Source organism: Agrobacterium tumefaciens (genome assembly GCF_005221325.1).
GTDB lineage: Bacteria > Pseudomonadota > Alphaproteobacteria > Rhizobiales > Rhizobiaceae > Agrobacterium.
Map to the genome: position 1 here is coordinate 1697107 of NZ_CP039888.1, position 26308 is coordinate 1723414.

Consider the following 26308-nt stretch of genomic DNA (forward strand, 5'->3'; position numbering starts at 1 on the left):
ATTACTTCCTCTTTGCCTTCTTGTCCGCGCCGTGACCGTAATAGGTACGGGTCGGAGAGAATTCACCGAACTTGTGTCCGACCATGTCTTCGTTGACCGAGACGGGCACATGCTTGCTGCCGTTGTAGACGCCGAAGGTCAGACCAACGAACTGCGGCAGGATCGTGGAGCGACGGCTCCAGATCTTGATTACTTCGTTACGTCCGCTCTCGCGCACCTTCTCAGCCTTGGTGAGAAGATAGCCGTCAACAAACGGACCTTTCCATACTGAACGAGCCATGAGTGACTACCTCTCTTACTTCTTACGCTGATGGCGCGAGCGCATGATGAACTTGTCGGTCGACTTGTTCGAACGGGTGCGCTTGCCCTTCGTGGGCTTGCCCCACGGAGTAACCGGGTGGCGACCACCCGACGTGCGACCTTCACCACCACCGTGCGGGTGGTCGACCGGGTTCATGACGACGCCGCGAACGTGCGGACGCTTGCCGCGCCAACGGGAACGACCGGCCTTGCCGTCGTTGATGTTGCCGTGGTCCGAGTTCGAAACAGCGCCGATCGATGCGAGGCAGGAGCCGTGCACCAGACGCTGTTCGCCCGAGTTGAGACGCAGGATGGCCATACCGGCATCGCGGCCGACGAGCTGGACATACGTACCGGCGGAGCGAGCGATCTGACCGCCCTTGCCCGGCTTCATCTCGACGTTGTGGATGATCGAACCGACCGGAATGTACTGAAGCGGCATGGTGTTGCCGGGCTTCACGTCCACTGCCTTGTCGGAGGCGATCACCTTGTCACCAGCAGCGAGACGCTGTGGCGCGAGAATGTAAGCCTGTTCGCCGTCGGTATACGTAACCAGCGCGATGAACGCGGTGCGGTTGGGGTCGTATTCCAGACGTTCAACGGTACCTTCAACGTCAAACTTGCGACGCTTGAAGTCTACCAGACGATAGGTCCGCTTGTGACCGCCACCCTGGAAACGGACGGTGATCCGGCCCTGGTTGTTGCGGCCACCCTTGGAGCTGAGGCCCTGGGTGAGAGCCTTTACCGGCTTGCCCTTGTAGAGCGAAGCGCGGTCCACGATAACCAGCTGACGCTGGCTCGGCGTGGTCGGATTGAAACTTTTCAATGCCATATTCTTGTTCCCTTTTGGGTCTTTGCCCGCTTGGGCCTAACCTTTAGAGTCCGGTGGACACGTCGATGGATTGACCTTCGGCGAGCGTAACGACGGCTTTCTTGACGTCCTTAAGCTTACCGGCGAACCCACGGAAACGACGGGTCTTACCCTTGCGGATAAGCGTGTTCACAGCCGTGACTTTGACGCCGAAGAGAGCTTCCACGGCAGCCTTGATTTCAGGCTTGGAAGCAGTCTTGGCGACGTTGAATACGACCTGGTTCTGTTCGGATACCAGCGTCGACTTTTCCGTGATCGAAGGAGATACGATCACATCGTAGTGGCGAAGATCCGTCATTTGAACCGCTCCTCCAGAGCCTCTACAGCAGCCTTGGAAAGCACCAGCTTGCCACGGCGCAGGATGTCGTAAACATTGATGCCCTGTACCGGCAGAACATCCACATTCGGGATGTTCTGGGCTGCGAGCTTGAAGTTGCCATCAAGTTCAGCGCCACCGATAACGAGAGCGTTGGTCAGGCCAAGCGAAGCGAAGCTGCCCAGCAGAGCCTTGGTCTTTGCTTCGGATGCAACGAGCTGATCGACGATGATCAGTTCTTCAGCCTTCAGCTTTGCAGACAGGGCATGACGCAGAGCGAGCGCACGAACCTTCTTGGGAAGGTCATGGGCGTGGCTGCGAACGACCGGGCCGTGGGCCTTGCCGCCGCCGCGGAACTGCGGTGCGCGAGCCGAATGGTGACGAGCGCGGCCCGTACCCTTCTGCTTGTACATCTTCGCGCCGGTGCGGGAAACTTCCGACCGGTTCTTGGTCTTGTGGGTTCCCTGCTGCTTCTTTGCAAGCTGCCAGCGAACCATGCGGGCCAGGATGTCCTGGCGGGGGTCGAGGCCGAAGATCTCATCCGACAGAGAAACCTTGCCGGCGTCTTTTCCCTCGAGGGTCTTGACGTTCAATTCCATGATAAGGCTCCCTTACTTCGCAGCCGACTTGACGGCGTCGCGGACAATGATCCAGGAACCCTTCGAACCCGGAACTGCACCCTTCACGAGGATGAGGCCACGGTCTTCATCAGTCGAAACGACTTCAAGGTTCTGGGTCGTGACGCGTGTCTGGCCCATATGACCAGCCATGCGCTTGCCCTTCCAGACGCGGCCCGGATCCTGGTTGTTACCGGTCGAACCGTGTGCACGGTGCGATACGGAGTTACCGTGCGAAGCGCGGCCACCACCGAAGTTGTGACGCTTCATAGCACCGGCAAAACCTTTACCGATCGTGGTTCCAGTGACGTCGACCAGCTGGCCGGACTGAAAATGATTTGCGGTCAGTGTTGCACCGATGTCGATCAGGTTCTCGGGGGAGACCCGGAACTCGACGAGCTTGGCTTTCGGTTCGACATTGGCAGCGGCAAAGTGACCGCGAAGCGCCTTCGTCGTGTTCTTGACCTTGGACTGGCCGGCACCGAGCTGAACTGCGGTGTAGCCATTCTTGTCTTCCGTGCGCTGGGCAACGACTTGTACGTTATCCAGTCGCAATACTGTTACAGGGATATGTTCACCTGCGTCGTTATAGACGCGTGTCATACCCACTTTCTGTGCAATCACACCTGAACGCATTGGTTCATCCTCTTGCGAGCCTTGAAGGGAAAACCCTCTCTGGCCTTTGTTAAGGAGTGCCCTTCGACATCTCACGATGTTTCCGGTCTCCGGTTTGGAAGTCGTTGGATTGCTCCACGTACCTTCCTTGTTATTTCAGCCCTCACCTTGGATGGATCGGGCCGGGTCTTAGAGCTTGATTTCCACGTCAACGCCAGCAGCGAGGTCGAGCTTCATCAGAGCATCGACAGTCTGCGGGGTGGGGTCAACGATATCGAGAAGACGCTTGTGCGTCCGCATTTCGAACTGTTCACGGCTTTTCTTGTCAACGTGAGGAGAGCGGTTGACGGTAAACTTTTCGATGCGGGTAGGAAGTGGAACCGGGCCGCGAACGCTGGCGCCGGTGCGCTTTGCGGTCGACACGATTTCACGGGTAGAGGCATCGAGGATCCGGTGATCGAACGCCTTGAGGCGGATACGGATATTCTGGCCGGTCATTCGTCTTGTCCTTGTTCTTTGTTATTCGTTTCCGCACGCGGAAACACATGAACTTCTATTGATCGTGGCGCCGCAGATTTTCAAAAATCGAGAGGAATGCGCCTCGCACCCCAATCATTTCAGTAGTCTGTAATGCTAAAACACCGCGCTTCGCAATCGCTTGCGAATCCAGCGGGTGAGTGTGAGTGCGCGTTTACGCGCTTTCTCCGAATTTTTCAAGCACTAAAAATGCAACGCCGCCAGGCTTTTTATGAAAAGTCCGGCGGCGGTGTTGTTCACACCGCCGCCAGTCAGAATTTCAACGGTCGAAATTACTCGACGATCGAAGCCACGATGCCGGCGCCGACGGTACGGCCGCCTTCGCGGATAGCGAAGCGCAGCTTTTCTTCCATCGCGATCGGAACGATCAGCTCGACTTCAACCGTGACGTTGTCGCCAGGCATAACCATTTCCGTGCCTTCAGGAAGCGAAACGATACCGGTAACGTCAGTCGTACGGAAGTAGAACTGCGGACGGTAGTTCGTGAAGAACGGCGTATGACGGCCGCCTTCTTCCTTCGTCAGGATGTAGGCTTCTGCCATGAACTTCTTGTGCGGCTTGACCGAACCCGGCTTGCACAGGATCTGACCACGCTCAACGCCGTCACGGGTAACGCCGCGAACGAGAGCACCGATGTTGTCGCCAGCCTGGCCCTGGTCGAGCAGCTTGCGGAACATTTCAACGCCGGTAACCGTCGTCTTCGAGGTCGGACGAATGCCGACGATCTCGACTTCTTCACCAACCTTGACGATACCGCGCTCAACGCGACCCGTCACAACCGTACCACGGCCAGAGATCGAGAACACGTCTTCGATCGGCATCAGGAACGGCTGGTCGATCGGACGCTCAGGCGTCGGGATGTAGGCGTCAACCGCAGCCATCAGCTCGCGGATCGCGTCTTCACCGATCTTCTTGTCGCTGTCTTCAAGAGCAGCAAGTGCCGAACCCTTGACGATCGGAATGTCGTCGCCCGGGAAGTCGTAGGACGACAGAAGTTCGCGAACTTCCAATTCGACGAGCTCAAGAAGCTCGGCGTCGTCAACCTGGTCGACCTTGTTGAGGAACACGACGATTGCCGGAACGCCAACCTGACGGGCAAGCAGGATGTGCTCGCGGGTCTGCGGCATCGGGCCGTCGGCAGCCGAGCAAACCAGGATCGCGCCGTCCATCTGGGCAGCACCGGTGATCATGTTCTTCACATAGTCGGCGTGGCCGGGGCAGTCGACGTGTGCGTAGTGACGGGCAGGCGTCTCGTATTCGACGTGTGCCGTCGAGATCGTGATACCACGGGCCTTTTCTTCAGGCGCGGCGTCGATCTGGTCATACGCCTTGAATTCGCCGAAGAACTTCGTGATCGCTGCCGTCAGCGACGTCTTGCCATGGTCGACGTGACCGATCGTGCCAATGTTGACGTGCGGCTTATTGCGCTCAAACTTGCTCTTTGCCATTAGTGGCTCTCCATTCTTGTCCCTTGGCGGGAATAATCTTCAAATCTGGTGGGGCGTACCCCGATCATTTCTGACCGGAGTACTTTGCCTGGATTTCCTGCGCCACGTTCGACGGAACCGGCGAATAGTGATCGAACGTCATCGAGTACTGTGCGCGGCCTTGGCTCATGGAGCGCAGGTTGTCGACGTACTTGAACATGTTCGCGAGCGGAACGTGTGCGTTGATGACGATGGTGATACCACGGCTTTCCTGGCCCTGGATCTGACCACGACGGGAGTTCAGGTCGCCGATAACGTCGCCGACATAGTCTTCCGGCGTTACGACTTCGACCTTCATCATCGGCTCGAGAAGCTGTGCACCAGCCTTCTTGGCTGCTTCACGGAAGCAGGCACGCGATGCGATTTCGAAGGCGAGAACCGACGAGTCGACGTCGTGGAATGCACCGTCGATCAGTGTCGCCTTGACGCCGAGCATCGGGAAGCCAGCGAGCGGACCGGAAGACAGAACGCTTTCGATACCCTTCTGAACGCCCGGGATGTATTCCTTCGGAACAGCACCACCGACGATCTTCGATTCGAACTTGAAGTCTTCGCCTTCAGGGTTCGGTTCGAAGATGATCTTCACGCGAGCGAACTGACCGGTACCACCGGACTGCTTCTTGTGCGTGTAGTCTTCTTCGTGCTGACGCGTGATGGTTTCGCGGTAGGCAACCTGCGGAGCACCGACGGTCGCTTCAACCTTGAACTCGCGACGCATACGGTCAACGAGAATGTCGAGGTGAAGTTCGCCCATGCCTGCGATGATCGTCTGACCGGACTCTTCGTCGGTCTTGACGCGGAACGAAGGATCTTCAGCAGCCAGACGGTTGAGCGCGAGGCCCATCTTTTCCTGGTCGCCCTTGGTCTTCGGCTCGATCGCGATCTGGATGACCGGCTCGGGGAATTCCATGCGCTCGAGGATAACCGGCTTCAGCGGATCGCAAAGCGTATCGCCAGTGGTGGTTTCCTTGAGGCCAGCCAGAGCAACGATGTCGCCGGCAAAGGCTTCTTCGATGTCTTCACGGCTGTTGGAATGCATCTGCAGCATACGGCCGACGCGCTCGCGCTTGTCCTTGACCGTGTTGATGACCGAGGTGCCCTTTTCGAGCTTGCCCGAGTAGATGCGTGCGAAGGTCAGCGAACCGACGAAGGGGTCGTTCATGATCTTGAACGCGAGCATGGAAAGCGGCTCGCTGTCGTCAGCATGACGCTCGATGTCGGCTTCGGTCTTGAAGTCGATACCCTTGATCGCCGGGATGTCCAGCGGAGACGGCAGGTAGTCTACAACAGCGTCGAGCAGCGGCTGAACGCCCTTGTTCTTGAACGCGGTACCGCAGAACATCGGGTGGAACTTCACGTCGATGGTGCCGCGGCGAACGAGCGCACGGATCTTCTCATTGTCGGGCATGATGCCGTTCAGGTAGTCTTCCATCGCTTCTTCGTCGATCTCGACAACGGTCTCGATCAGCTTTTCGCGATATTCGTCAGCCTTGGCCTTCATGTCATCAGGGATCTCAACGACGTCCCACTGAGCGCCGAGCGATTCGTCGCGCCAGATGAGTGCGTTCATCTCGATCAGGTCGATAACGCCCTTGAACTCGGTCTCAGCGCCGATCGGCAGCTGCATGACCACGGCGATGGCGCCGAGACGGGTCTTGATCATCTCTACCGAGCGGTAGAAGTCAGCGCCGGTCTTGTCCATCTTGTTACAGAAGATCATACGCGGAACGTTGTACTTCTCGGCCTGGCGCCAGACGGTTTCCGTCTGCGGCTCAACACCGGCGTTGGCGTCGAGCAGCGCGATGGCGCCGTCGAGAACGCGCAGCGAACGCTCGACTTCAATGGTGAAGTCGACGTGGCCGGGGGTGTCGATGATGTTGAAGCGGCGCATCTTGCCGTCGCGACCCTTCCAGAAGGTCGTGGTGGCTGCGGAGGTGATGGTGATACCACGCTCCTGCTCCTGTTCCATCCAGTCCATCGTGGCAGCGCCATCATGGACTTCGCCGATCTTGTGCGACTTACCGGTGTAATAAAGAATACGCTCGGTGGTCGTGGTCTTGCCGGCGTCGATATGCGCCATGATACCGAAATTGCGGTAGTCTTCGATTTTATATTCGCGAGCCATAATGGACTGCCTTTCGATATGCGACCGTTTAAGATTACCAGCGGTAATGCGAGAATGCGCGGTTAGCGTCGGCCATCTTGTGCGTGTCTTCACGCTTCTTGACGGCAGAACCGCGGTTGTTCGCAGCGTCCATGAGTTCGCCGGAAAGGCGATCGACCATGGTCGTTTCGTTGCGCTTGCGCGCAGCAGTGATCAGCCAGCGGATGGCGAGAGCCTGACGGCGCTCCGGACGAACATCGACCGGGACCTGGTAAGTTGCACCGCCGACGCGGCGCGAACGCACTTCAACGTGCGGAGCAACGTTGTCGAGGGCGGAGTGGAACACGCCGAGCGGCTCCTGCTTCGTCTTGCCCTGAACGACGTCGAACGCGCCGTAAACGATGCTTTCTGCGACCGACTTCTTGCCGTGAAGCATGATGGCGTTCATGAACTTGGTGACGACCAGATCGCCGAACTTCGGGTCCGGGTTGATCTCACGCTTTTCTGCACTATGGCGACGGGACATATTCTTTGTCTCTCAATGTTATTGACGCTTTACCACGCGGAGAACCTCGCGCAGCGCCGGAATTTGTTAAACCCGAATTACTTCGGACGCTTCGCACCGTACTTGGAGCGGCGCTGCTTGCGGTTCTTGACGCCCTGGGTATCGAGAACACCGCGGATGATGTGGTAACGCACACCCGGCAAGTCCTTTACGCGGCCGCCGCGGATCATGACCACGGAGTGTTCCTGAAGGTTGTGACCTTCGCCCGGAATGTAGCCGATGACTTCAAAGCCGTTGGTGAGGCGGATCTTGGCAACCTTACGCAGAGCCGAGTTCGGCTTCTTCGGGGTCGTCGTGTAAACGCGGGTGCAAACACCACGCTTCTGCGGGTTTTCCTGAAGAGCAGGAACCTTGTTGCGCTTTACCTGTGCCTGGCGAGGCTTGCGGATCAGCTGGTTTACGGTAGGCATATAACCATCCCTTGCAAAAACTACTTTAGCCACCCTCACGGGTGGCGGCTATGCCGTTTCCGGCGACGATGCACGCATATATCCTCATGCGCAAAACGTGGCCCGATCCGTTTTCACGGATGGACCACCAAGAGCAGAGGACGCCGGATGAGGCGTCTTGCGTGCAACATTCGTGTCTTCTACGTGCAATGGAGACCCGTTTGAGAGGATGCTCGGGAAAAAGCGTCCCGAACGGCCAGCACAGATAGAGGCTCCGATGGCGGGCGTACTACTGTTTTAGCCAGCTTTCGTCAAGGGTGAATCCACATTTTGCGCCGCCACCCATGGCCGCAGAGCCCACGTCCGGGCCATTTCCAATGCGCTTTAACATAAGTCGGCGCAGAAGGCAGCGATTTTGACCTCCGCGCTTTGGCTTTTCACAAAATCCGTCTATTGATTCCCTGAGGGCGGGCCGAACCGGTTTCGCCATCCGCGGGACCGATTCCGTCGGCCCGCATGACAGCAACAAAAGATCAAGGAACCGCGTCATGAGCACCCTCCCCGACAACGATAATGGACGCGACGAGCCGATGGTCTTCATCGTCATCGGCAAGGCTTATGAGACCGACAATTCCGAGGGCATCGACATCCACGTTATCCTGCGCGCGCCCGACGACGATACCGCCGTGCGCGAGACGCTGAACGCGCTTTCCGAGGAAGGCTTCATCGAAGCCGATCTCGACCAGATCGGCATGCTGACCGAAATTCCGGATGAAGAGCCGCACGCGTCCGCCTATCAGGGTGCGCTGGAAGGCGAAGTCGCCATCATCCGCTTCGCCTGAGGCTCAGGCCATGGCGGTCAGACGTGTCGTCGCCAATATCGCAACGCCCGAGCCCGCGCGGGCGCAGGCGTTCTACGGCGATATTCTCGGTATGCCCGTCGCCATGGATCACGGCTGGATCATCACCCGCGCCAGCCCGCTCGAAGCGCGCGCTCAGGTTAGCTTTGCACGCGAAGGCGGTTCCGGCACTGATGTGCCGGACCTTTCGATCGAGGTCGATAACTTCGATGAAGTCCACGCCAGAATCCTGAAAGCGGGACTGCCGATCGTATACGGCCCCGTGACCGAGGCATGGGGTGTGCAACGACTGTTTCTGCGCGACCCCTTCGGCAAGCTTATCAATATATTATGTCACTCATAGATTATATACTTTGCATACAATAGTATTATTTCTTTATACATTGAACAATAACGCAATATGAGCTTTAAATAGTCCCGACACAGGATTCCGGTGACGGGTTGAATACTATATCGCCAGCAGACATTATCGATGACATTTACGAGGCAGCGCTTTTCCCCGACCGTTGGGCGAAGGTGATTGCCACCATCGGCAACCGGCTGGATTTCTGGGGTGGCGCGCTCACCTGGGGCAAGGGCGAGGAGGAAGCCTGGCTTTATACGCCCAATCTCCAGGAACTGATGCACGCCTTCATGGAAGGCGGCTGGAACCGCCGCAACGACCGCCTGACCCGCGCTGTCCGTGGGGGCCAATTTTCCTTCGTACATGATTTCGATGTTTTCACCCATGAAGAATGGGCCGGACTACCGATCGTGCGTGACTTTCTCATGCCGCGCGGATTGGGATATGGCGCGGCGACCCAGGTTGCGCCGCCCGACCATCCCGAAATGACGGTACTTTTTGAACGTAAGCTGGAGAGCGGCGCCATCGGGCCGGAAACCATGGCGGCGCTCGGCGGGTTGAGGCCGCATATCGCCCGCAGCCTCACGCTTGCAACCCGGCTGCAGCGACAGAAGGCCGATGCCATGACACTCGGCCTCAACGCCATCGGCGCACCGGCGGCGGTGTTGCAGGCAAGCGGCCGTATTCTCTCTGCCAACGATCTTTTTCTGTCGCTCCAGAAATCCATTTCCACCCGCGCCCGTGACAGGATCGCCATATCAGACGAAAGAACGAACCGGCTGCTCTATAAAGCGCTCGCCGGGCACACTATCGGGTCTTTCCCCCTCCCCAGCGGCGAGGATCGGGCCTGCATCCTCCACGTCATACCCCTGCGCAGAAATGCGCTCGACCTGTCACCCAATGGCAGCGCCATCGTGCTGATATCGCAGCCCATGGGCACCGTCGATGACGCGAGCACGTTGCTGAAGGGTCTCTACGACCTCACCAGAGGCGAAGCCCGCGTCGCGCTGGAAATCATGAAGGGGCTTTCGCTCCCCGCCGTGGCCAAGCAATTGCAAATCTCCCACGAAACGGTTCGCAGCAACGCCAAGTCGATCTATGCGAAAACCGGCAGCACCGGCCAGGCCGATCTCGTTCGACGGCTTTCCGTCCTGACGCGCTACAACATCCGCGAACAGGGCTGACCCCCAAGCGCACCAAAAGGCGCCGGCCGAATTCCACACAAACAAAAACGCCCGGATTGCTCCGGGCGTTTTCACTGAACCTTGGCAGGGCTTCGCAAAGCCCCTGCCCCTGTCTGACCTTATTCGGCGGCCGGAACCTGATCCGTCATGTCCTGCAGCATCTGGTTCGCAGAGCCTGCACCCGTACCCTTGCGGCGTTCCTCAAGGATGAGGTCGTCGCGCGAGGTGGCGATGCGGCGGATCTGCGTCATGGTGCCGCCGGTACCGGCCGGGATGAGGCGGCCGACGATGACGTTTTCCTTGAGACCCTGCAGCGTGTCCGTCTTGCCGGCAATCGCAGCTTCCGTGAGAACCTTGGTGGTTTCCTGGAAGGATGCGGCCGAGATGAAGGACGGCGTCTGCAGCGAAGCCTTGGTGATGCCGAGCAGAACCGGCTCGCCATAGGCAGGCTTCTTGCCTTCTTCGATCAGGCGGTCGTTATTGTCGTCAAGCTCGATACGATCGACATTGTCGCCAACGATGTAGTGGCTGTCGCCCGCATCGGTGATCTCGACCTTCTGCAGCATCTGGCGAACGATCACCTCGATGTGCTTGTCGTTGATCACAACGCCCTGCAGTCGGTAGACTTCCTGGATTTCGTTCACGAGGTAGGAAGCCAAAGCCTCTACGCCCTTGATTGCCAGAATGTCGTGCGGTGCCGGGTTGCCGTCGAGAATGTATTCGCCCTTCTCGATGTAGTCGCCTTCCTGAAGATGGAAGGGCTTGCCCTTCGGGATCAGGTATTCGACCGGCTCGACGCCATCTTCCGCAGGCTCGATCATCACGCGACGCTTGTTCTTGTAGTCGCGACCGAGGCGGATCGTACCATCGATCTCAGCGATGACGGCATGATCCTTCGGACGACGGGCTTCGAACAGTTCGGCAACGCGCGGCAGACCGCCGGTGATGTCCTTCGTCTTGGCGCTTTCCAGCGGCGAACGTGCAAGCACGTCACCCTGGGAGACCTTCGCACCCGGCTCGACCGACAGGATCGCATCCACGGAGAGGTGGAAGCGGGCTTCGCCACCGCGGCTAAGCTTGGCAACCGCGCCGGAAGCATCCTTGATGATGATTGCGGGCTTGAGGTCCGAACCGCGCGGCGTCGAACGCCAGTCAATGACCTGACGCTTGGTGATGCCGGTGGATTCGTCGGTGGCTTCCAGAACGGAAAGACCGTCGACGAGGTCTTCGAAGTGAACGGTACCTTCCACTTCCGTCATCATCGGACGGGTGTAGGGGTCCCACTCTGCAAGACGCTGACCGCGCTTAACCTTGTCGCCATCGTCAACGAAGATCTTCGAACCGTAAGCGACACGCTGCGAGGAACGTTCGACGCCGCGCTCATCGAGGATCGTAACGGACATGTTACGGCCCATGGCGATGAGAACGCCTTCGGAGTTCCGCAGGATGTTGCGGTTCTTGATCTGGATCGTACCTTCATACGACGCTTCGAGGAACGACTGGTCGACCACGTTTGCCGTACCGCCAAGGTGGAAGGTACGCATGGTGAGCTGCGTGCCCGGTTCACCGATCGACTGTGCGGCAATGACGCCAACGGCTTCGCCCATGTTGACAGGCGTACCCCGAGCAAGGTCGCGACCGTAGCAGACGCCGCAGACGCCGATCTGCACTTCGCAGGTAAGCGCCGAGCGGATGCGCACGGACTGGATGCCGGCCTTCTCGATTGTCGCAACGTCGGCTTCGTCGATCAGCGTTCCGGCCTTGACGATGTTCTCGCCAGTGACCGGGTTGTCGATGTCATCAAGAGCCGTACGGCCGAGGATACGCGCGCCGAGCGAGGCAACAACCTGACCGGCATCGACGATGGCGGTCATGGTGAGGCCCTTGTCGGTGCCGCAATCCACGGAATTGACGATGCAATCCTGCGCGACGTCAACGAGGCGACGGGTCAGGTAACCCGAGTTCGCGGTCTTCAGGGCGGTGTCTGCGAGACCCTTACGGGCACCGTGAGTCGAGTTGAAGTACTCGTTAACGGTCAGGCCTTCCTTGAAGTTCGAGATGATCGGCGTCTCGATGATTTCACCCGAGGGCTTCGCCATCAGGCCGCGCATGCCGCCCAGCTGACGCATCTGGTTCGGAGAACCACGAGCACCCGAGTGGGACATCATGTAGATGGAGTTCATCGGCTTCTGGCGGCCCGTTTCCGGATCGAACTCGACAGCCTTGATGCGTGCCATCATCTCTTCGGCGACCTTTTCGGTCGCCTTGCCCCAGGCGTCGACAACCTTGTTGTACTTTTCGCCCTGGGTGATGAGACCGTCATTGTACTGCTGTTCGTATTCCTTCACGAGAGCTTCGGTATCACCGACGATCTTAACCTTGCTGTCCGGAATGACCATGTCGTCCTTGCCGAACGAAATGCCGGCGCGGCAGGCGTGGCTGAAGCCGAGCTGCATGATGCGGTCGCAGAAGATGACCGTGTCTTTCTGGCCGCAATGACGGTAGACCGTGTCGATCATCTTGGAGATGTTCTTCTTGGTCATTTCCTGGTTGCAGACGTCGAAAGGCACGTTGACGTTCTTCGGCAGAAGTTCGCCAATCAGCATACGGCCGGGGGTCGTTTCATGAATCTTGGAAACCGGCTTGCCATCGGCATCCACGGTCTTGAAGCGGCCGCGGATCTTGGCATGCAGCGTCACGACCTTGTTTTCAAGCGCGTGATGCAGTTCGCCGATATCCGAGAAGGCCATGCCTTCGCCCGGCTCGTTCTGGTTCATGATCGACAGGTAATACAGGCCGAGAACCATGTCCTGCGACGGAACGATGATCGGGTGGCCGTTTGCCGGATGCAGGATGTTGTTGGTCGACATCATCAGCACGCGCGCTTCCAGCTGGGCTTCCAGCGAGAGCGGAACGTGAACAGCCATCTGGTCGCCGTCGAAGTCGGCGTTGAAGGCCGTGCAGACGAGCGGGTGCAGCTGGATGGCCTTGCCTTCGACCAGCATGGGTTCGAAAGCCTGGATACCCAGACGGTGCAGCGTCGGTGCGCGGTTCAGGAGAACCGGATGCTCGCGGATGACCTCGTCGAGGATATCCCAAACTTCCGGCTTTTCCTTTTCAACCAGCTTCTTGGCCTGCTTGACGGTCGAGGAGTAACCCTTGGCGTCGAGGCGGGCATAGATGAACGGCTTGAACAGTTCGAGCGCCATCTTCTTCGGTAGGCCGCACTGGTGCAGCTTCAGTTCCGGACCGGTCACGATGACCGAACGGCCGGAATAGTCGACGCGCTTGCCGAGCAGGTTCTGGCGGAAGCGGCCCTGCTTGCCCTTTAGCATGTCGGAGAGCGACTTCAGCGGACGCTTGTTGGCACCCGTGATGACGCGACCGCGACGGCCGTTATCGAACAGCGCATCGACGGATTCCTGCAGCATACGCTTTTCGTTGCGGATGATGATGCCAGGCGCGCGAAGCTCGATCAGGCGCTTCAGACGGTTGTTACGGTTGATGACGCGGCGATAGAGATCGTTGAGGTCGGACGTCGCGAAACGGCCGCCATCCAGCGGAACCAGCGGACGCAGGTCCGGCGGAATGACCGGAACGACCTTCATGATCATCCATTCCGGACGGTTGCCGCTCTCCATGAAGTTCTCGACGATCTTCAGGCGCTTCATCAGCTTCTTCTGCTTGAGATCAGACGTGGTCTCAGCAAGTTCGGCACGCAGGTCGCCGGCGATCTTTTCGAGGTTCATCGAAGCCAGCATCTCATAGATTGCTTCAGCCCCGATCATGGCGGTGAACTGGTCTTCGCCGAATTCGTCGACGGCGATCATGTACTCTTCTTCAGACAGAAGCTGGTTCTGCTTCAGCGAAGTGAGGCCAGGCTCGGTGACGATGTAGTTCTCGAAATAGAGAACGCGTTCGACATCCTTCAGCGTCATGTCGAGCAGTGTCGAGATACGCGAAGGAAGCGACTTCAGGAACCAGATGTGGGCAACCGGCGCTGCGAGCTCGATGTGGCCCATGCGCTCACGGCGAACGCGCGACAGCGTCACTTCGACGCCGCACTTTTCGCAGATGATGCCCTTGTACTTCATGCGCTTGTACTTGCCGCACAGGCACTCATAGTCCTTGATCGGCCCGAAGATGCGCGCGCAGAAGAGACCGTCGCGTTCCGGCTTGAACGTACGGTAGTTGATGGTTTCCGGCTTCTTGATCTCGCCGTAGGACCACGACAGGATTTTTTCCGGCGAAGCGATCGAAATCCGGATGGAATCGAAATGCTGCGCAGGCACCTGAGGATTGAAAAGATTCATGACCTCTTGGTTCATGCCTTGTCTCCTTGAGAGGCTAGCTGCTGCCCCTGTTTGCATCTGGACCGGCTTCTTCCCGGGTCACCGTCCAGAGCTTTAAATACGGATTAACCGCACAATGCGGCGAAAGTGTCCCACGCCAGCCGGGCTGGCGGGGAAACCGGCAGGCGCCCGGAAGGCGCCCGCCTCTCTCATTTTATTCCGCCGCGTCGGGCAGCTGGTCTTCGGCCTGGTTCTCGATCTTCGAGTTCTCCAGTTCGACCGAAAGACCGAGCGACCGCATTTCCTTGACGAGAACGTTGAAGCTCTCCGGAATACCGGCCTCGAAGGTGTCGTCGCCACGGACGATCGCTTCGTAGACCTTGGTGCGGCCGGCCACGTCGTCCGACTTGACGGTCAGCATTTCCTGCAGCGTGTAAGCCGCGCCGTATGCTTCCAGAGCCCAGACTTCCATTTCCCCGAAGCGCTGTCCGCCGAACTGCGCCTTGCCGCCCAGCGGCTGCTGGGTAACGAGCGAGTAAGGACCGATCGAGCGAGCGTGGATCTTGTCGTCGACAAGGTGGTTCAGCTTGATCATGTACATGTAGCCGACAGTGACCTTGCGGTCGAACGGCTCACCGGTACGACCGTCGTAAAGGACGGACTGACCGGATTCATGCAGACCAGCCTTCTTCAGCATCGCGGCGACGTCGGGCTCATGCGCACCGTCGAAGACCGGGGTCGCGATGGAAACACCGCGCTTGGCTTCTTCGGCAAGCTTCACCAGCGAGTCGTCGTCGAAACGCTGAACCTCGTCATTGGCTTCAGACGCGTAGATTTCCGTCAGCTCGCTGCGAAGCTCGCTGATGTCCATCGTCTTGCGATACTCTTCGAGCATCTCGCCGATCTTCTTGCCCATGCCGGCACATGCCCATGCGAGGTGGGTTTCGAGGATCTGGCCGACGTTCATGCGCGAAGGCACGCCGAGCGGGTTCAAGCAGATGTCGACATGCGTGCCGTCTTCGAGGAACGGCATGTCCTCGACCGGAACGATACGCGAGACGACGCCCTTGTTACCGTGACGGCCGGCCATCTTGTCGCCCGGCTGGATCTTGCGCTTCACAGCGACGAAGACCTTGACCATCTTCATGACGCCAGGAGGCATTTCGTCGCCGCGCTGGACCTTTTCGACCTTGTCCATGAAGCGCTGTTCAAGGCGCGACTTGGATTCGTCGTACTGGCCGCGAAGCGCTTCCAGCTCGGACTGAGCCTTCTCGTCCTCGACTGCGAACATCCACCACTGCGAGCGGGGATATTCGGAGACGACGGCGTTGGAAAGCTCGACGCCCTTCTTGAAGCCCTTCGGACCGGCGATGGAAACGTGACCACGCAGCATGTCGATCAGGCGGCCGTAAACGTTACGGTCAAGAATTGCCTGCTCGTCGTCGCGGTCCTTTGCCAGACGTTCGATCTCTTCGCGCTCGATAGCCATCGCGCGCTCGTCCTTCTCCACACCGTGACGGTTAAAGACGCGGACTTCCACGACCGTACCGAACGTGCCCGGAGGCATACGCATGGAGGTGTCGCGAACGTCGGAAGCCTTTTCACCGAAGATGGCGCGCAGAAGCTTTTCTTCCGGCGTCATCGGGCTTTCGCCCTTCGGCGTGATCTTGCCGACGAGAATGTCGCCCGGCTGAACTTCCGCACCGATGTAAACGATACCGGCTTCGTCGAGGTTCTTCAGCGCTTCTTCCGAAACGTTCGGAATGTCGCGCGTGATTTCTTCCGGACCAAGCTTCGTGTCACGCGCCATCACTTCGAATTCTTCGATGTGGATGGAGGTGAACACGTCGTCGGAAACGATACGTTCCGACATCAGGATCGAGTCTTCGTAGTTGTAGCCGTTCCAGGGCATGAACGCGACGAGCGCGTTACGGCCAAGCGCCAGATCGCCGAGGTCGGTCGACGGACCGTCCGCGATGATGTCGCCCTTGGAGATGGCGTCACCGACGGAGACCAGCGGACGCTGGTTGACGCAGGTGTTCTGGTTCGAACGCTGGAACTTCTGCAGACGGTAGATATCAACACCGGATTTGCCGGCATCGAGGTCTTCCGTAGCGCGGATAACGATACGCGTCGCATCCACCTGGTCGACGATACCGCCGCGGCGAGCCGCGATGGCAGCGCCGGAGTCGCGAGCAACAATCGGTTCCATGCCGGTGCCGACGAACGGCGCTTCCGCCCGCAGGAGCGGAACGGCCTGACGCTGCATGTTCGAGCCCATGAGCGCGCGGTTGGCGTCGTCGTTTTCCAGGAACGGAATGAGAGCCGCCGCGACCGAAACCAGCTGCTTCGGCGAAACGTCCATCAGGTTGATGTTGTCGCGCGGTGCGAGCATAACTTCGCCCGAGTGACGGCAAACAACGAACTCTTCAACGAAGGCGCCTTCGCCATCGAGTTCGGCATTGGCCTGTGCGACGTAATACTTCGCCTCTTCCATGGCGGAGAGGTAGATAACGTCGGTCGTCACCTTGCCGTCGATGATCTTGCGGTACGGGCTTTCGATGAAGCCGTACTTGTTCACACGGGCAAAGGTTGCGAGCGAGTTGATCAGACCGATGTTCGGGCCTTCAGGCGTTTCGATCGGGCAAATACGGCCGTAATGGGTCGGGTGAACGTCGCGCACTTCGAAGCCGGCGCGCTCACGGGTCAGACCACCCGGTCCAAGAGCCGAAAGACGGCGCTTGTGGGTGATTTCCGAAAGCGGGTTCACCTGGTCCATGAACTGCGACAGCTGCGAGGAACCGAAGAATTCGCGAACGGCGGCGGCTGCCGGCTTCGCGTTGATCAGGTCCTGCGGCATCACGGTGTCGATTTCGATCGAGGACATACGTTCCTTGATCGCACGTTCCATGCGCAGAAGGCCCAGACGATACTGGTTTTCCATCAGCTCACCGACGGAACGCACACGGCGGTTGCCGAGGTTGTCGATGTCGTCGATTTCGCCCTTGCCGTCGCGCAGTTCGACCAGCATCTTGACGACCGCGAGGATGTCTTCCTTGCGCAGCGTGCGCACGGTGTCTTCCGCGTCGAGGTCGAGACGCATGTTCATCTTCACGCGGCCGACAGCCGAGAGATCGTAACGTTCAGCATCAAAGAACAGCGAGTTGAACATCGCTTCGGCCGAATCCATGGTCGGCGGCTCACCCGGACGCATGACGCGGTAGATGTCGAACAGCGCTTCCTGGCGGTTCTGGTTCTTGTCAGCAGACAGCGTGTTGCGGATATAGGCGCCAACATTGACGTGGTCGATGTTGAGAACCGGAATCTCGTCAAAGCCGGACTGGAGAATGAGACCGAGCGTCTTCTCGTCGATTTCGTCGCCGGCTTCGAGATAGATCTCGCCCGTCGAGTAGTTGACGATGTCTTCGGCGAGGAAGTTGCCATAGAGGTCTTCGTCGGTCGCCTTCAGCGCCTTCAAGCCCTTTTCCGTCAGCTGACGAATGAGGCGCGGGGTCAGCTTCTTGCCACCTTCGACAACGACTTCGCCGGTATCGGCGTCGATCATGTCGGTGATGACCTTGGCATTCTTCAGCGTCTCGGGCTGGAACGGAATGCGCCAGCCGTCGCCGGAGCGCTCGTAGGAAGCCTTGGTGTAGAAGGTCGACAGGATTTCTTCGCCGTCCATGCCGAGCGCCATCAGGAGCGAGGTCACGGGCAGCTTGCGGCGACGGTCGATGCGCGCATAGACGATGTCCTTGGCGTCGAACTCGATGTCGAGCCAGGAACCGCGGTAAGGAATGACGCGCGCAGCAAAGAGCAGCTTGCCGGAAGAATGGCTCTTGCCCTTGTCGTGGTCGAAGAACACGCCCGGCGAACGGTGCATCTGCGAAACGATGACGCGCTCGGTGCCGTTGACGATGAACGTGCCGTTGTTGGTCATGAGCGGCATGTCGCCCATGTAGACGGACTGTTCCTTGATGTCCTTGATGGACTTCGCGCCTGTATCCTCGTCAATATCGAACACGATGAGGCGCAGCGTCACTTTCAGCGGCGCAGCATAGGTCAGATCGCGCTGACGGCATTCCTCGACGTCGAACTTCGGCGCTTCGAATTCGTAGGATACGAATTCGAGCATGGATGCACCGGAAAAATCGGTGATCGGGAATACGGACTTGAATACGGCATTCAATCCCTCGTCGGGACGGCCACCCTTGGGCTCGTCAACCATGAGAAACTGGTCATACGAAGCCTTCTGAACCTCGATGAGGTTCGGCATTTCCGCTACTTCTGGAATTTTGCCGAAAAACTTGCGTACGCGCCTGCGACCGTTAAACGAAAGGGTCTGAGCCATCGTCGCTCCTTTAAAAATTGCATCCGGGCCTGCAACGGACGGGAACCGATGGCCAGTCGATCCCGTCAAGCAATGGGTATCATCAATCTCGTTCCACATCCCGGATCGATCAGGCCGGATTGCCTAGATGAGCCGGTTCGGAACCATTCTCTTGAAGAACCCATTACCCAAAAGCCATTTTCACGCGGCTTTTGGGTAATAAGTTTTAAAAACGATAACGACGGAAAGGGGCATGAAGCCCCTTCCCGCCAGCAATCGCAAGATTACTTAACGTCAACCTTGGCGCCTGCTTCTTCAAGCTTCTTCTTGAGATCAGCAGCTTCAGCCTTGGAGACGGCTTCCTTGACAGCCTTCGGAGCGCCTTCAACGAGGTCCTTGGCTTCCTTCAGGCCGAGGCCCGTGATAGCGCGGACTTCCTTGATGACGTTGATCTTGTTGGCGCCAGCGTCAACCAGGATCACGTCGAATTCAGTCTTTTCTTCTTCAACAGCAGCAGCAACGCCAGCACCGCCAGCAGCAGCAACAGCTACCGGAGCAGCAGCGGAAACGCCCCACTTTTCTTCAAGAAGCTTCGACAGTTCTGCAGCTTCCAGAACGGTCAGGGTGGAGAGGTCTTCAACGATCTTTGCGAGATCAGCCATTTTGATAGTTCCTTTTGTTCAGTTCGAACCAGTTTGAATATTTACAGCGAAAAACCGCCTTAAGCGGCTTCGTCCTTCTTGGCGTAAGCCGAGAACACCCGTGCAAGCTGGCTTGCAGGTGCTGCGACAACCGTAGCGACGCGAGTTGCCGGGGCATTGAGAAGGCCCAGCAGCTTTGCGCGCAGCTCGTCCAGCGAAGGCAGGGTCGCAAGCGACTTGACTGCTTCGGCGTTGAGCGTGGTTGTGCCCATGGCGCCACCGAGAACAACGACCTTGTCGTTGGTCTTGGCGAAATCCATGACGACTTTCGGAGCCGTCATCGGGTCGACGCTGTATGCAATCAGCGTCTGGCCCTTGAAGAGATCAGTGATCCCTTCCGACTCCGTGCCCTGAAGAGCGATCTTGGCCAGGCGGTTCTTCGCGACCTTGACGGTGCCTCCGGCAGCGCGCATCTTCGAACGGAAGTCGTTCATCTGCGCAACGGTGACACCAGCATAGTGGGCCACGACAACCGAACCGGAAGCCTTGAAGACTTCGTTCAGCTCCGTGACGAATTCGCGTTTTTCCGCTCTTTCCACTGTCTGTCTCCAGTAGACGGGACCACATTATGTGAACCCGTCGGGTTTGCCTTTGCCCCAAGGGACCTTTTTGCAAAGATCCCGAGCGACGCTCGAGGATCCTGTCCCCCGCTCTGTCGCCGCAAACGGCTTCAGGCACAGGCACACCAGGTTCGAACCGGACAGTCAGGCATCTGTGATGCCTCAAATCCAGCCTCACCCGTCTCATGCAGGTTGAATGATTAAGGCCAAATCCCGAAAGACAAGGCCACCCGCAATCTCGGACAGGAGTTCCGGGTTTCCCCGGAAATCTCCGGCTCCCTGAGAGCCGGAAATTCTTTTATTCACACTCCCCTTGGGAAGCGCGAGAATTGATTACGCGGTGACCGACGAAGGGTCGATCTTGACGCCCGGACCCATGGTCGAGGAAATCGCGACGCGCTTGACGTAGTTGCCCTTGGCACCTGTCGGCTTTGCCTTGATGACGGCATCGGCGAAAGCCTTGATGTTTTCTTCAAGAGCCTTGGCGTCGAACGAAGCCTTGCCAACGCCAGCGTGTACGATACCGGCCTTTTCGACGCGGAATTCGACAGCGCCGCCCTTGGACGCCTTGACGGCGCCGGCAACATCCATGGTCACCGTACCGACCTTCGGGTTCGGCATCATGCCACGCGGGCCGAGTACCTTGCCGAGACGGCCGACGAGCGGCATCATGTCCGGGGTCGCGATGCAACGATCGAAGTCGATCTTGCCGCCCTGAACGATTTCAACCAGTTCTTCCGCACCAACAACGTCAGCGCCGGCAGCCGTGGCTTCATCAGCCTTGACGCCACGGGCGAAAACGGCAACGCGAACGTCACGACCGGTGCCGTTCGGCAGGTTGACAACGCCACGAACCATCTGGTCCGCATGGCGCGGGTCAACGCCGAGGTTCATCGAAACTTCAACGGTTTCGTCGAACTTGGCGACAGCACGTTCCTTGACCATCGAAATGGCGTCGGTGAGAACGTAAAGCTTGTTGGGATCCACGCCTTCGCGGATCTTCTGAATGCGCTTTGCTACCTTGGCCATGATCAACCTACCACTTCCAGGCCCATGGCGCGGGCAGAGCCCTCAACCATTGCCATTGCGCCTTCGATGTCGGCTGCGTTCAGATCCTTCATCTTGGCTTCAGCGATCGTCTTGACCTGAGCCTTGGTGATGGAACCGACCTTGGCGCCCTTGCCAGGCGTCTTGGAACCGGAGGTGATCTTCGCTTCCTTCTTCAGCCAATAGGTCATCGGCGGCTGCTTCATGACGAAGGTGAAGGACTTGTCCTGGTAATAGGTGATGACGACCGGGATCGGCATACCCTTTTCCATTTCCTGCGTAGCGGCATTGAACGCCTTGCAGAATTCCATGATGTTAATGCCACGCTGACCAAGTGCCGGACCGATCGGCGGGGACGGATTGGCCGACCCAGCCTTTACCTGCAACTTGAGCTGGCCTGCAACTTTCTTAGCCATATCTCTCTGCCTTTCAATTCAAACCGGTTACCCGGCTTCTCTCTAGCCGGATCGCTCCGGCGGCTGCGGTTGCGTGGTGCGGCGCCCTGCCCCGGCTTAAAGAGCCAGTTAGCCTTCCACGCGTTGGGGCTTCACCCCTCCAATCAGACCTTCTCGACCTGATTGTATTCCAGCTCGACCGGCGTAGCGCGGCCGAAAATCGAAACTTCCACCTTCAGACGCGAACGCTCTTCATCGACATCCTGCACCACGCCGTTGAACGACGCGAACGGACCGTCGGAGACGCGAACCTGCTCGCCGATCTCGAACGAGACCGAAGACTTCGGACGCTCGACACCTTCCTGAACCTGACCAAGGATACGATCGGCTTCATAATCGGGAATCGGAACAGGCTTGCTGTCCGAACCGAGGAAACCGGTCACCTTCGGCGTGTTCTTGATGAGGTGATAAGCCTCATCCGTCAGGTTGGCGCGCACCAGCACGTAACCTGGAAAGAACTTGCGCTCGCTGTCAACCTTGCGGCCGCGACGCACCTCGACAACCTTTTCGGTCGGCACGAGGATTTTCTCGAAAAGATGAGAAAGACCCTTCTGACGGGCCTTTTCCTCGATCGACTCGGCGACCTTCTTTTCAAAATTTGAATAAGCGTGAACGATGTACCAGCGCGCTGCCATTTTTATTCTCCGTTCAATCCGTTACCGGCCGACGTTCAGCACGAGGCTGAGCACCCAGCCGATGAGCTGGTCAGCAGCAAAAAAGAACAGAGCCGCAAAAATGACCATCACCAGCACCATAGCCGTCGAAATCATGGTCTCGCGGCGCGACGGCCAAGTGATCTTTGACGCTTCGGCGCGAACCTGCTGCAGAAACGTAAACGGATTGGTTTTGGATGCCATTGACTGCCCACGCAATTACGGCGCGTAAAGCCGAACTAATCAGCCCCACGCACCGCGTGTCTGTTTTGACCTACATAAACACCGATTCCACTTTTAACAAGAGGAAATCGACATTTGGCGAAATTCGCCGGAAATCCGGCCCCATCTGCCATGCAGCGAAAACCGCGCTTGCGAATGGAAAGTGGCAGGGGCAGTAAGGCTCGAACTTACGACCTGCGGTTTTGGAGACCGCCGCTCTACCAACTGAGCTATACCCCTTGAACACCAGAACCAGCCGCGAAAATCGCTTGGCCAATTCGGTATGCGCTCCTTTAAGACGCGGGGAAAAGAATGGCAAGTGCTTTTTGTCACTTGCATCAAGTTTATCCCCGCCCTGCTCTAACCGTCTTTAGCGAATTGCAACGTGAGCCATGCGGACCAGTATTGCCGTGCAGGGAATGATCGAAACACGCACACGCAGTGCGATCAGGCAGACGTCTATTCAAGGTCGAAGCGGTGACGGTCGATTGGAAAACCAACTCCGGCATTGCGCTTGCGTTTCGCGTGAGCGACCCTGCGGACGACCGAACGCCTCCATTTCTTCAGCGTAGCGGTTGAAAAGAATCGCTGGACATCCTGCATCCATCCGGCAAGGTTGCGCGGTGTCTTGGAGCCGTAATTGCTTCGACCGTAACCGAGATGGGTGACTTTGGTATCCGAAAGCCACGCCATTATCACACCTCGATCCTTGTAATGAAGGCTGATTTCCGCTTCGCTTGTGAAACCGGCGTAGCCATTCGGAAGCTGCCGATAATCCGCGAGCCTCTTCAGCGTCGGATTGAACGTGAAGCTGTGCCAAACCCGATGCGCCGCAGGTGGTATTTTCCAATACCCAGGATCACCGAAGGCCGGCGACACTTTCTTGATTGCTGCAGGCAAATCCTCGTCAGCTCGTAACTGCACCAGCCCGACTTGAGAATCCTGTTTCAGCACCTCAATTCCTCGCGCAACGATTCCTTTGACAGGAAAAGTCCAGTCGTCTTCAAGGTGAAGGATGTAAGGCGTCTGGACCTGCGAATAGGCTTTATCGATGGAGCGGTGCTGGCCGAGATTGACGCCGTTCAGAATAACCCTGATGGGCTGGCCAGGGTAACGCGCGGGAACATCCAGAACCGAGGCGTCGTCCGAATCCTCGATGACGATGAATTCATGGAGCGGATAATCATTGGTCGCGAAAAACGCATCAAGCGTGGCGACCAGAAGATCTGGACGACGGCAGCTCGTCAAAACGACGGTTAGATCAGACATTGGAAAAATACGCCCCCCCAGCGACGCATGCCGCAATTGAAACGGCAATCAACTCTCCAAATATTGCTGCACTGCAAATTCCATTGAATCTCTACAATTCAGCAAATTTTGTCAAAACGTAAAAATTTTCTCTGTCATTATCAAGTATAAAAGCCGCATCAAACAGCAATACAAACAGAAACGGCGGCGCCAGTGGCACCGCCGTTTTTATTTAATTTTCACACCGGTTTCCCGACGTGAATATTACTCGACGATCGAAGCAACGATGCCGGCGCCGCGTGCAAATCGCGCTTGCGCGCCATTTGCACATCTCGACTTGCCGTCGGCAGGCTTACGGCATCGTTAGCAATCGTTATTCAACGATCGAAGCAACAATGCCGGCGCCGACGGTACGGCCGCCTTCGCGGATAGCGAAGCGCAGCTTTTCTTCCATCGCGATCGGAACGATCAGCTCGACTTCAACCGTGACGTTGTCGCCAGGCATAACCATTTCCGTGCCTTCAGGAAGCGAAACGATACCGGTAACGTCAGTCGTACGGAAGTAGAACTGCGGACGGTAGTTCGTGAAGAACGGCGTATGACGGCCGCCTTCTTCCTTCGTCAGGATGTAGGCTTCTGCCATGAACTTCTTGTGCGGCTTGACCGAACCCGGCTTGCACAGGATCTGACCACGCTCAACGCCGTCACGGGTAACGCCGCGAACGAGAGCACCGATGTTGTCGCCAGCCTGGCCCTGGTCGAGCAGCTTGCGGAACATTTCAACGCCGGTAACCGTCGTCTTCGAGGTCGGACGAATGCCGACGATCTCGACTTCTTCACCAACCTTGACGATACCGCGCTCAACGCGACCCGTCACAACCGTACCACGGCCAGAGATCGAGAACACGTCTTCGATCGGCATCAGGAACGGCTGGTCGATCGGACGCTCAGGCGTCGGGATGTAGGCGTCAACCGCAGCCATCAGCTCGCGGATCGCGTCTTCACCGATCTTCTTGTCGCTGTCTTCAAGAGCAGCAAGTGCCGAACCCTTGACGATCGGAATGTCGTCGCCCGGGAAGTCGTAGGACGACAGAAGTTCGCGAACTTCCAATTCGACGAGCTCAAGAAGCTCGGCGTCGTCAACCTGGTCGACCTTGTTGAGGAACACGACGATTGCCGGAACGCCAACCTGACGGGCAAGCAGGATGTGCTCGCGGGTCTGCGGCATCGGGCCGTCGGCAGCCGAGCAAACCAGGATCGCGCCGTCCATCTGGGCAGCACCGGTGATCATGTTCTTCACATAGTCGGCGTGGCCGGGGCAGTCGACGTGTGCGTAGTGACGGGCAGGCGTCTCGTATTCGACGTGTGCCGTCGAGATCGTGATACCACGGGCCTTTTCTTCAGGCGCGGCGTCGATCTGGTCATACGCCTTGAATTCGCCGAAGAACTTCGTGATCGCTGCCGTCAGCGACGTCTTGCCATGGTCGACGTGACCGATCGTGCCAATGTTGACGTGCGGCTTATTGCGCTCAAACTTGCTCTTTGCCATGTGAATTGCTTCCTGTGAACGTGAAGTAGTTTCCCCGGGCGAACCGGTTTGGTGTCGCCGTTTAAGGGTTTGTAAGCGAATGCGCAAGACTTAATTGTGAAAGCGCCTTCGCGCGCGCTCCAAGCGTGCCCTGAGCCGCGTATATGGTGTATCTTTTGCGGCATTTAAACCCCGTGCGAGGGTGAAGCCGGGCAAGCCCAACGAGCCCCCATCCTCCATTGCCGATCACTAATTAAGATATTTGCATCACAACTTCTTTACCGGCACCGGCATGATGGCTTAAGGACATTCCATCGCCGGGGGGAGACGGGCGATTGGAACGAGGCAGGGCACGCCGGCCGAGCCCTATATCGATCCTTCGCTTTCCCTCGTGTCCTTTTATCCGTTTCAGGACCATTCCATGGAAATCTTCACAGCCGCCGGTTTCACGGCATTCTTACAGGTCATTGCGATCGATCTCGTTCTGGCAGGCGACAATGCCATCGTCATCGGCCTTGCCGCCGCGGGTCTTCCCGCCCATCTTCGCCGCAAGGCCATTCTGGTCGGTATCATTGCCGCCACGGTTCTGCGCATCGGTTTTGCCGCAGTCACCGTGCAGCTCCTCGCCATCGTCGGCCTGCAATTATTCGGCGGCCTGCTGCTTGCCTGGGTGTGCTGGAAGATGTGGACGGAACTGCGCGAGGCCGCAGGCTCCATCGAAGACGAGGTGACGGACGACGAGGCCGATCTGACCAAGGGTCACAAGACCTTCTTCCAGGCTGCGACCCAGATCGTCATCGCCGACGTCTCCATGTCGCTGGACAATGTGCTTGCCGTCGCCGGCGCGGCACAGGAACATGTGACGGTGCTGATCATCGGCCTCGTCGTTTCGATCGCGCTGATGGGTCTCGCCGCCAACTTCGTCGCCAAGCTGCTGCACCGTTATCGCTGGATTTCCTATCTCGGCCTGATGGTCATCATCTATGTGGCGCTCAACATGCTGTATCACGGCACGCTCGAGGTTTTGCCCTATATCAAGACCTATCTCGGCTGAGACCGCCAGCAGTAACACTTCCAAGACGAG

Annotated in this window: 24 protein-coding genes and 1 tRNA gene; 4 read left to right on the forward strand and 21 right to left on the reverse strand. The window is 58.0% G+C overall.

Annotated elements, in window-relative coordinates:
• Position 1: 1 nt before the first annotated feature.
• The 10 genes from rpsS to rpsL form a co-directional block, all read right to left on the reverse strand.
• The gene (rpsS, locus tag CFBP5499_RS08935) at positions 2-280 is read right to left on the reverse strand and encodes a 30S ribosomal protein S19 (protein ID WP_003507772.1); all 279 of its coding nucleotides are present in this window, start codon (positions 278-280) and stop codon (positions 2-4) included.
• 15 nt (positions 281-295) lie between these two features.
• Positions 296-1132, reverse strand: coding sequence for a 50S ribosomal protein L2 (gene rplB / locus CFBP5499_RS08940; protein WP_003507771.1), 837 nt, complete (start codon positions 1130-1132; stop codon positions 296-298).
• A 43-nt stretch (positions 1133-1175) separates the two neighbouring features.
• Positions 1176-1469, reverse strand: a complete 294-nt coding sequence (locus CFBP5499_RS08945; RefSeq protein WP_006313971.1) for a 50S ribosomal protein L23 — start codon at positions 1467-1469, stop codon at positions 1176-1178.
• Entirely contained in the window at positions 1466-2086 is a 621-nt protein-coding gene (gene rplD / locus CFBP5499_RS08950) for a 50S ribosomal protein L4 (protein WP_010971963.1), read from the reverse strand. The genes CFBP5499_RS08945 and rplD overlap by 4 nt, the downstream gene beginning before the upstream one ends.
• Before the next feature lie 12 nt (positions 2087-2098).
• Entirely contained in the window at positions 2099-2740 is a 642-nt protein-coding gene (gene rplC, locus CFBP5499_RS08955) for a 50S ribosomal protein L3 (protein WP_003507769.1), read from the reverse strand.
• 168 nt (positions 2741-2908) lie between these two features.
• Entirely contained in the window at positions 2909-3217 is a 309-nt protein-coding gene (gene rpsJ / locus CFBP5499_RS08960; protein WP_003495158.1) for a 30S ribosomal protein S10, read from the reverse strand.
• Positions 3218-3528: 311 nt separating this feature from the next.
• Positions 3529-4704 (reverse strand): elongation factor Tu, encoded by a 1176-nt coding sequence (tuf, locus tag CFBP5499_RS08965; RefSeq protein WP_080824790.1) that lies wholly within the window; start codon positions 4702-4704, stop codon positions 3529-3531.
• Between the two features lie 64 nt (positions 4705-4768).
• Entirely contained in the window at positions 4769-6868 is a 2100-nt protein-coding gene (gene fusA, locus CFBP5499_RS08970; protein ID WP_080824798.1) for an elongation factor G, read from the reverse strand.
• A gap of 34 nt (positions 6869-6902) precedes the next feature.
• Positions 6903-7373: a 30S ribosomal protein S7 gene (rpsG, locus tag CFBP5499_RS08975; protein WP_003507761.1), complete on the reverse strand. Its 471-nt coding sequence runs from the start codon at positions 7371-7373 to the stop codon at positions 6903-6905.
• Between the two features lie 77 nt (positions 7374-7450).
• Entirely contained in the window at positions 7451-7822 is a 372-nt protein-coding gene (gene rpsL, locus CFBP5499_RS08980) for a 30S ribosomal protein S12 (RefSeq protein WP_003507760.1), read from the reverse strand.
• A gap of 527 nt (positions 7823-8349) precedes the next feature.
• Here rpsL and CFBP5499_RS08985 point away from each other — a divergent pair.
• The 3 genes from CFBP5499_RS08985 (at position 8350) to CFBP5499_RS08995 (ending at position 10188) form a co-directional block, all read left to right on the forward strand.
• On the forward strand, positions 8350-8643 hold the full coding sequence (locus CFBP5499_RS08985) for a hypothetical protein (protein ID WP_003523731.1): 294 nt from the start codon (positions 8350-8352) through the stop codon (positions 8641-8643).
• A gap of 10 nt (positions 8644-8653) precedes the next feature.
• Complete coding sequence (locus CFBP5499_RS08990; RefSeq protein WP_080824797.1) at positions 8654-9004, forward strand: VOC family protein; 351 nt, start codon at positions 8654-8656, stop codon at positions 9002-9004.
• Positions 9005-9102: 98 nt separating this feature from the next.
• The gene (locus CFBP5499_RS08995) at positions 9103-10188 is read left to right on the forward strand and encodes a helix-turn-helix transcriptional regulator (protein WP_080824796.1); all 1086 of its coding nucleotides are present in this window, start codon (positions 9103-9105) and stop codon (positions 10186-10188) included.
• Between the two features lie 119 nt (positions 10189-10307).
• Here the strand turns inward: CFBP5499_RS08995 and rpoC are convergent, their stop codons facing one another.
• The 11 genes from rpoC to tuf (CFBP5499_RS09050) form a co-directional block, all read right to left on the reverse strand.
• Positions 10308-14516, reverse strand: a complete 4209-nt coding sequence (rpoC, locus tag CFBP5499_RS09000) for a DNA-directed RNA polymerase subunit beta' (RefSeq protein WP_080824795.1) — start codon at positions 14514-14516, stop codon at positions 10308-10310.
• Positions 14517-14694: 178 nt separating this feature from the next.
• Entirely contained in the window at positions 14695-18831 is a 4137-nt protein-coding gene (gene rpoB, locus CFBP5499_RS09005; protein ID WP_080824794.1) for a DNA-directed RNA polymerase subunit beta, read from the reverse strand.
• 263 nt (positions 18832-19094) lie between these two features.
• Positions 19095-19472, reverse strand: coding sequence for a 50S ribosomal protein L7/L12 (rplL, locus tag CFBP5499_RS09010; RefSeq protein WP_003507708.1), 378 nt, complete (start codon positions 19470-19472; stop codon positions 19095-19097).
• 59 nt (positions 19473-19531) lie between these two features.
• Positions 19532-20050 (reverse strand): 50S ribosomal protein L10, encoded by a 519-nt coding sequence (gene rplJ, locus CFBP5499_RS09015; protein WP_080824793.1) that lies wholly within the window; start codon positions 20048-20050, stop codon positions 19532-19534.
• A 354-nt stretch (positions 20051-20404) separates the two neighbouring features.
• Positions 20405-21100 (reverse strand): 50S ribosomal protein L1, encoded by a 696-nt coding sequence (gene rplA, locus CFBP5499_RS09020; RefSeq protein ID WP_080824792.1) that lies wholly within the window; start codon positions 21098-21100, stop codon positions 20405-20407.
• A gap of 2 nt (positions 21101-21102) precedes the next feature.
• Positions 21103-21534, reverse strand: a complete 432-nt coding sequence (gene rplK, locus CFBP5499_RS09025) for a 50S ribosomal protein L11 (protein ID WP_027677153.1) — start codon at positions 21532-21534, stop codon at positions 21103-21105.
• Positions 21535-21677: 143 nt separating this feature from the next.
• Positions 21678-22208, reverse strand: a complete 531-nt coding sequence (gene nusG / locus CFBP5499_RS09030; protein WP_006316434.1) for a transcription termination/antitermination protein NusG — start codon at positions 22206-22208, stop codon at positions 21678-21680.
• 21 nt (positions 22209-22229) lie between these two features.
• Positions 22230-22430 carry a preprotein translocase subunit SecE gene (gene secE, locus CFBP5499_RS09035; protein ID WP_003507689.1) on the reverse strand — a complete coding sequence of 67 codons (201 nt, stop codon included), beginning with the start codon at positions 22428-22430 and terminating at the stop codon, positions 22230-22232.
• Positions 22431-22612: 182 nt separating this feature from the next.
• Positions 22613-22688 (reverse strand) — tRNA-Trp (locus tag CFBP5499_RS09040).
• Positions 22689-22907: 219 nt separating this feature from the next.
• On the reverse strand, positions 22908-23765 hold the full coding sequence (locus CFBP5499_RS09045; RefSeq protein WP_233284140.1) for a glycosyltransferase family 2 protein: 858 nt from the start codon (positions 23763-23765) through the stop codon (positions 22908-22910).
• Between the two features lie 304 nt (positions 23766-24069).
• Entirely contained in the window at positions 24070-25245 is a 1176-nt protein-coding gene (tuf, locus tag CFBP5499_RS09050) for an elongation factor Tu (RefSeq protein WP_080824790.1), read from the reverse strand.
• A 400-nt stretch (positions 25246-25645) separates the two neighbouring features.
• Between tuf (CFBP5499_RS09050) and CFBP5499_RS09055 the strand changes: the two genes are divergently transcribed.
• Positions 25646-26278, forward strand: coding sequence for a TerC family protein (locus tag CFBP5499_RS09055; RefSeq protein WP_080824789.1), 633 nt, complete (start codon positions 25646-25648; stop codon positions 26276-26278).
• The last annotated feature ends 30 nt before the right edge of the window (positions 26279-26308 follow it).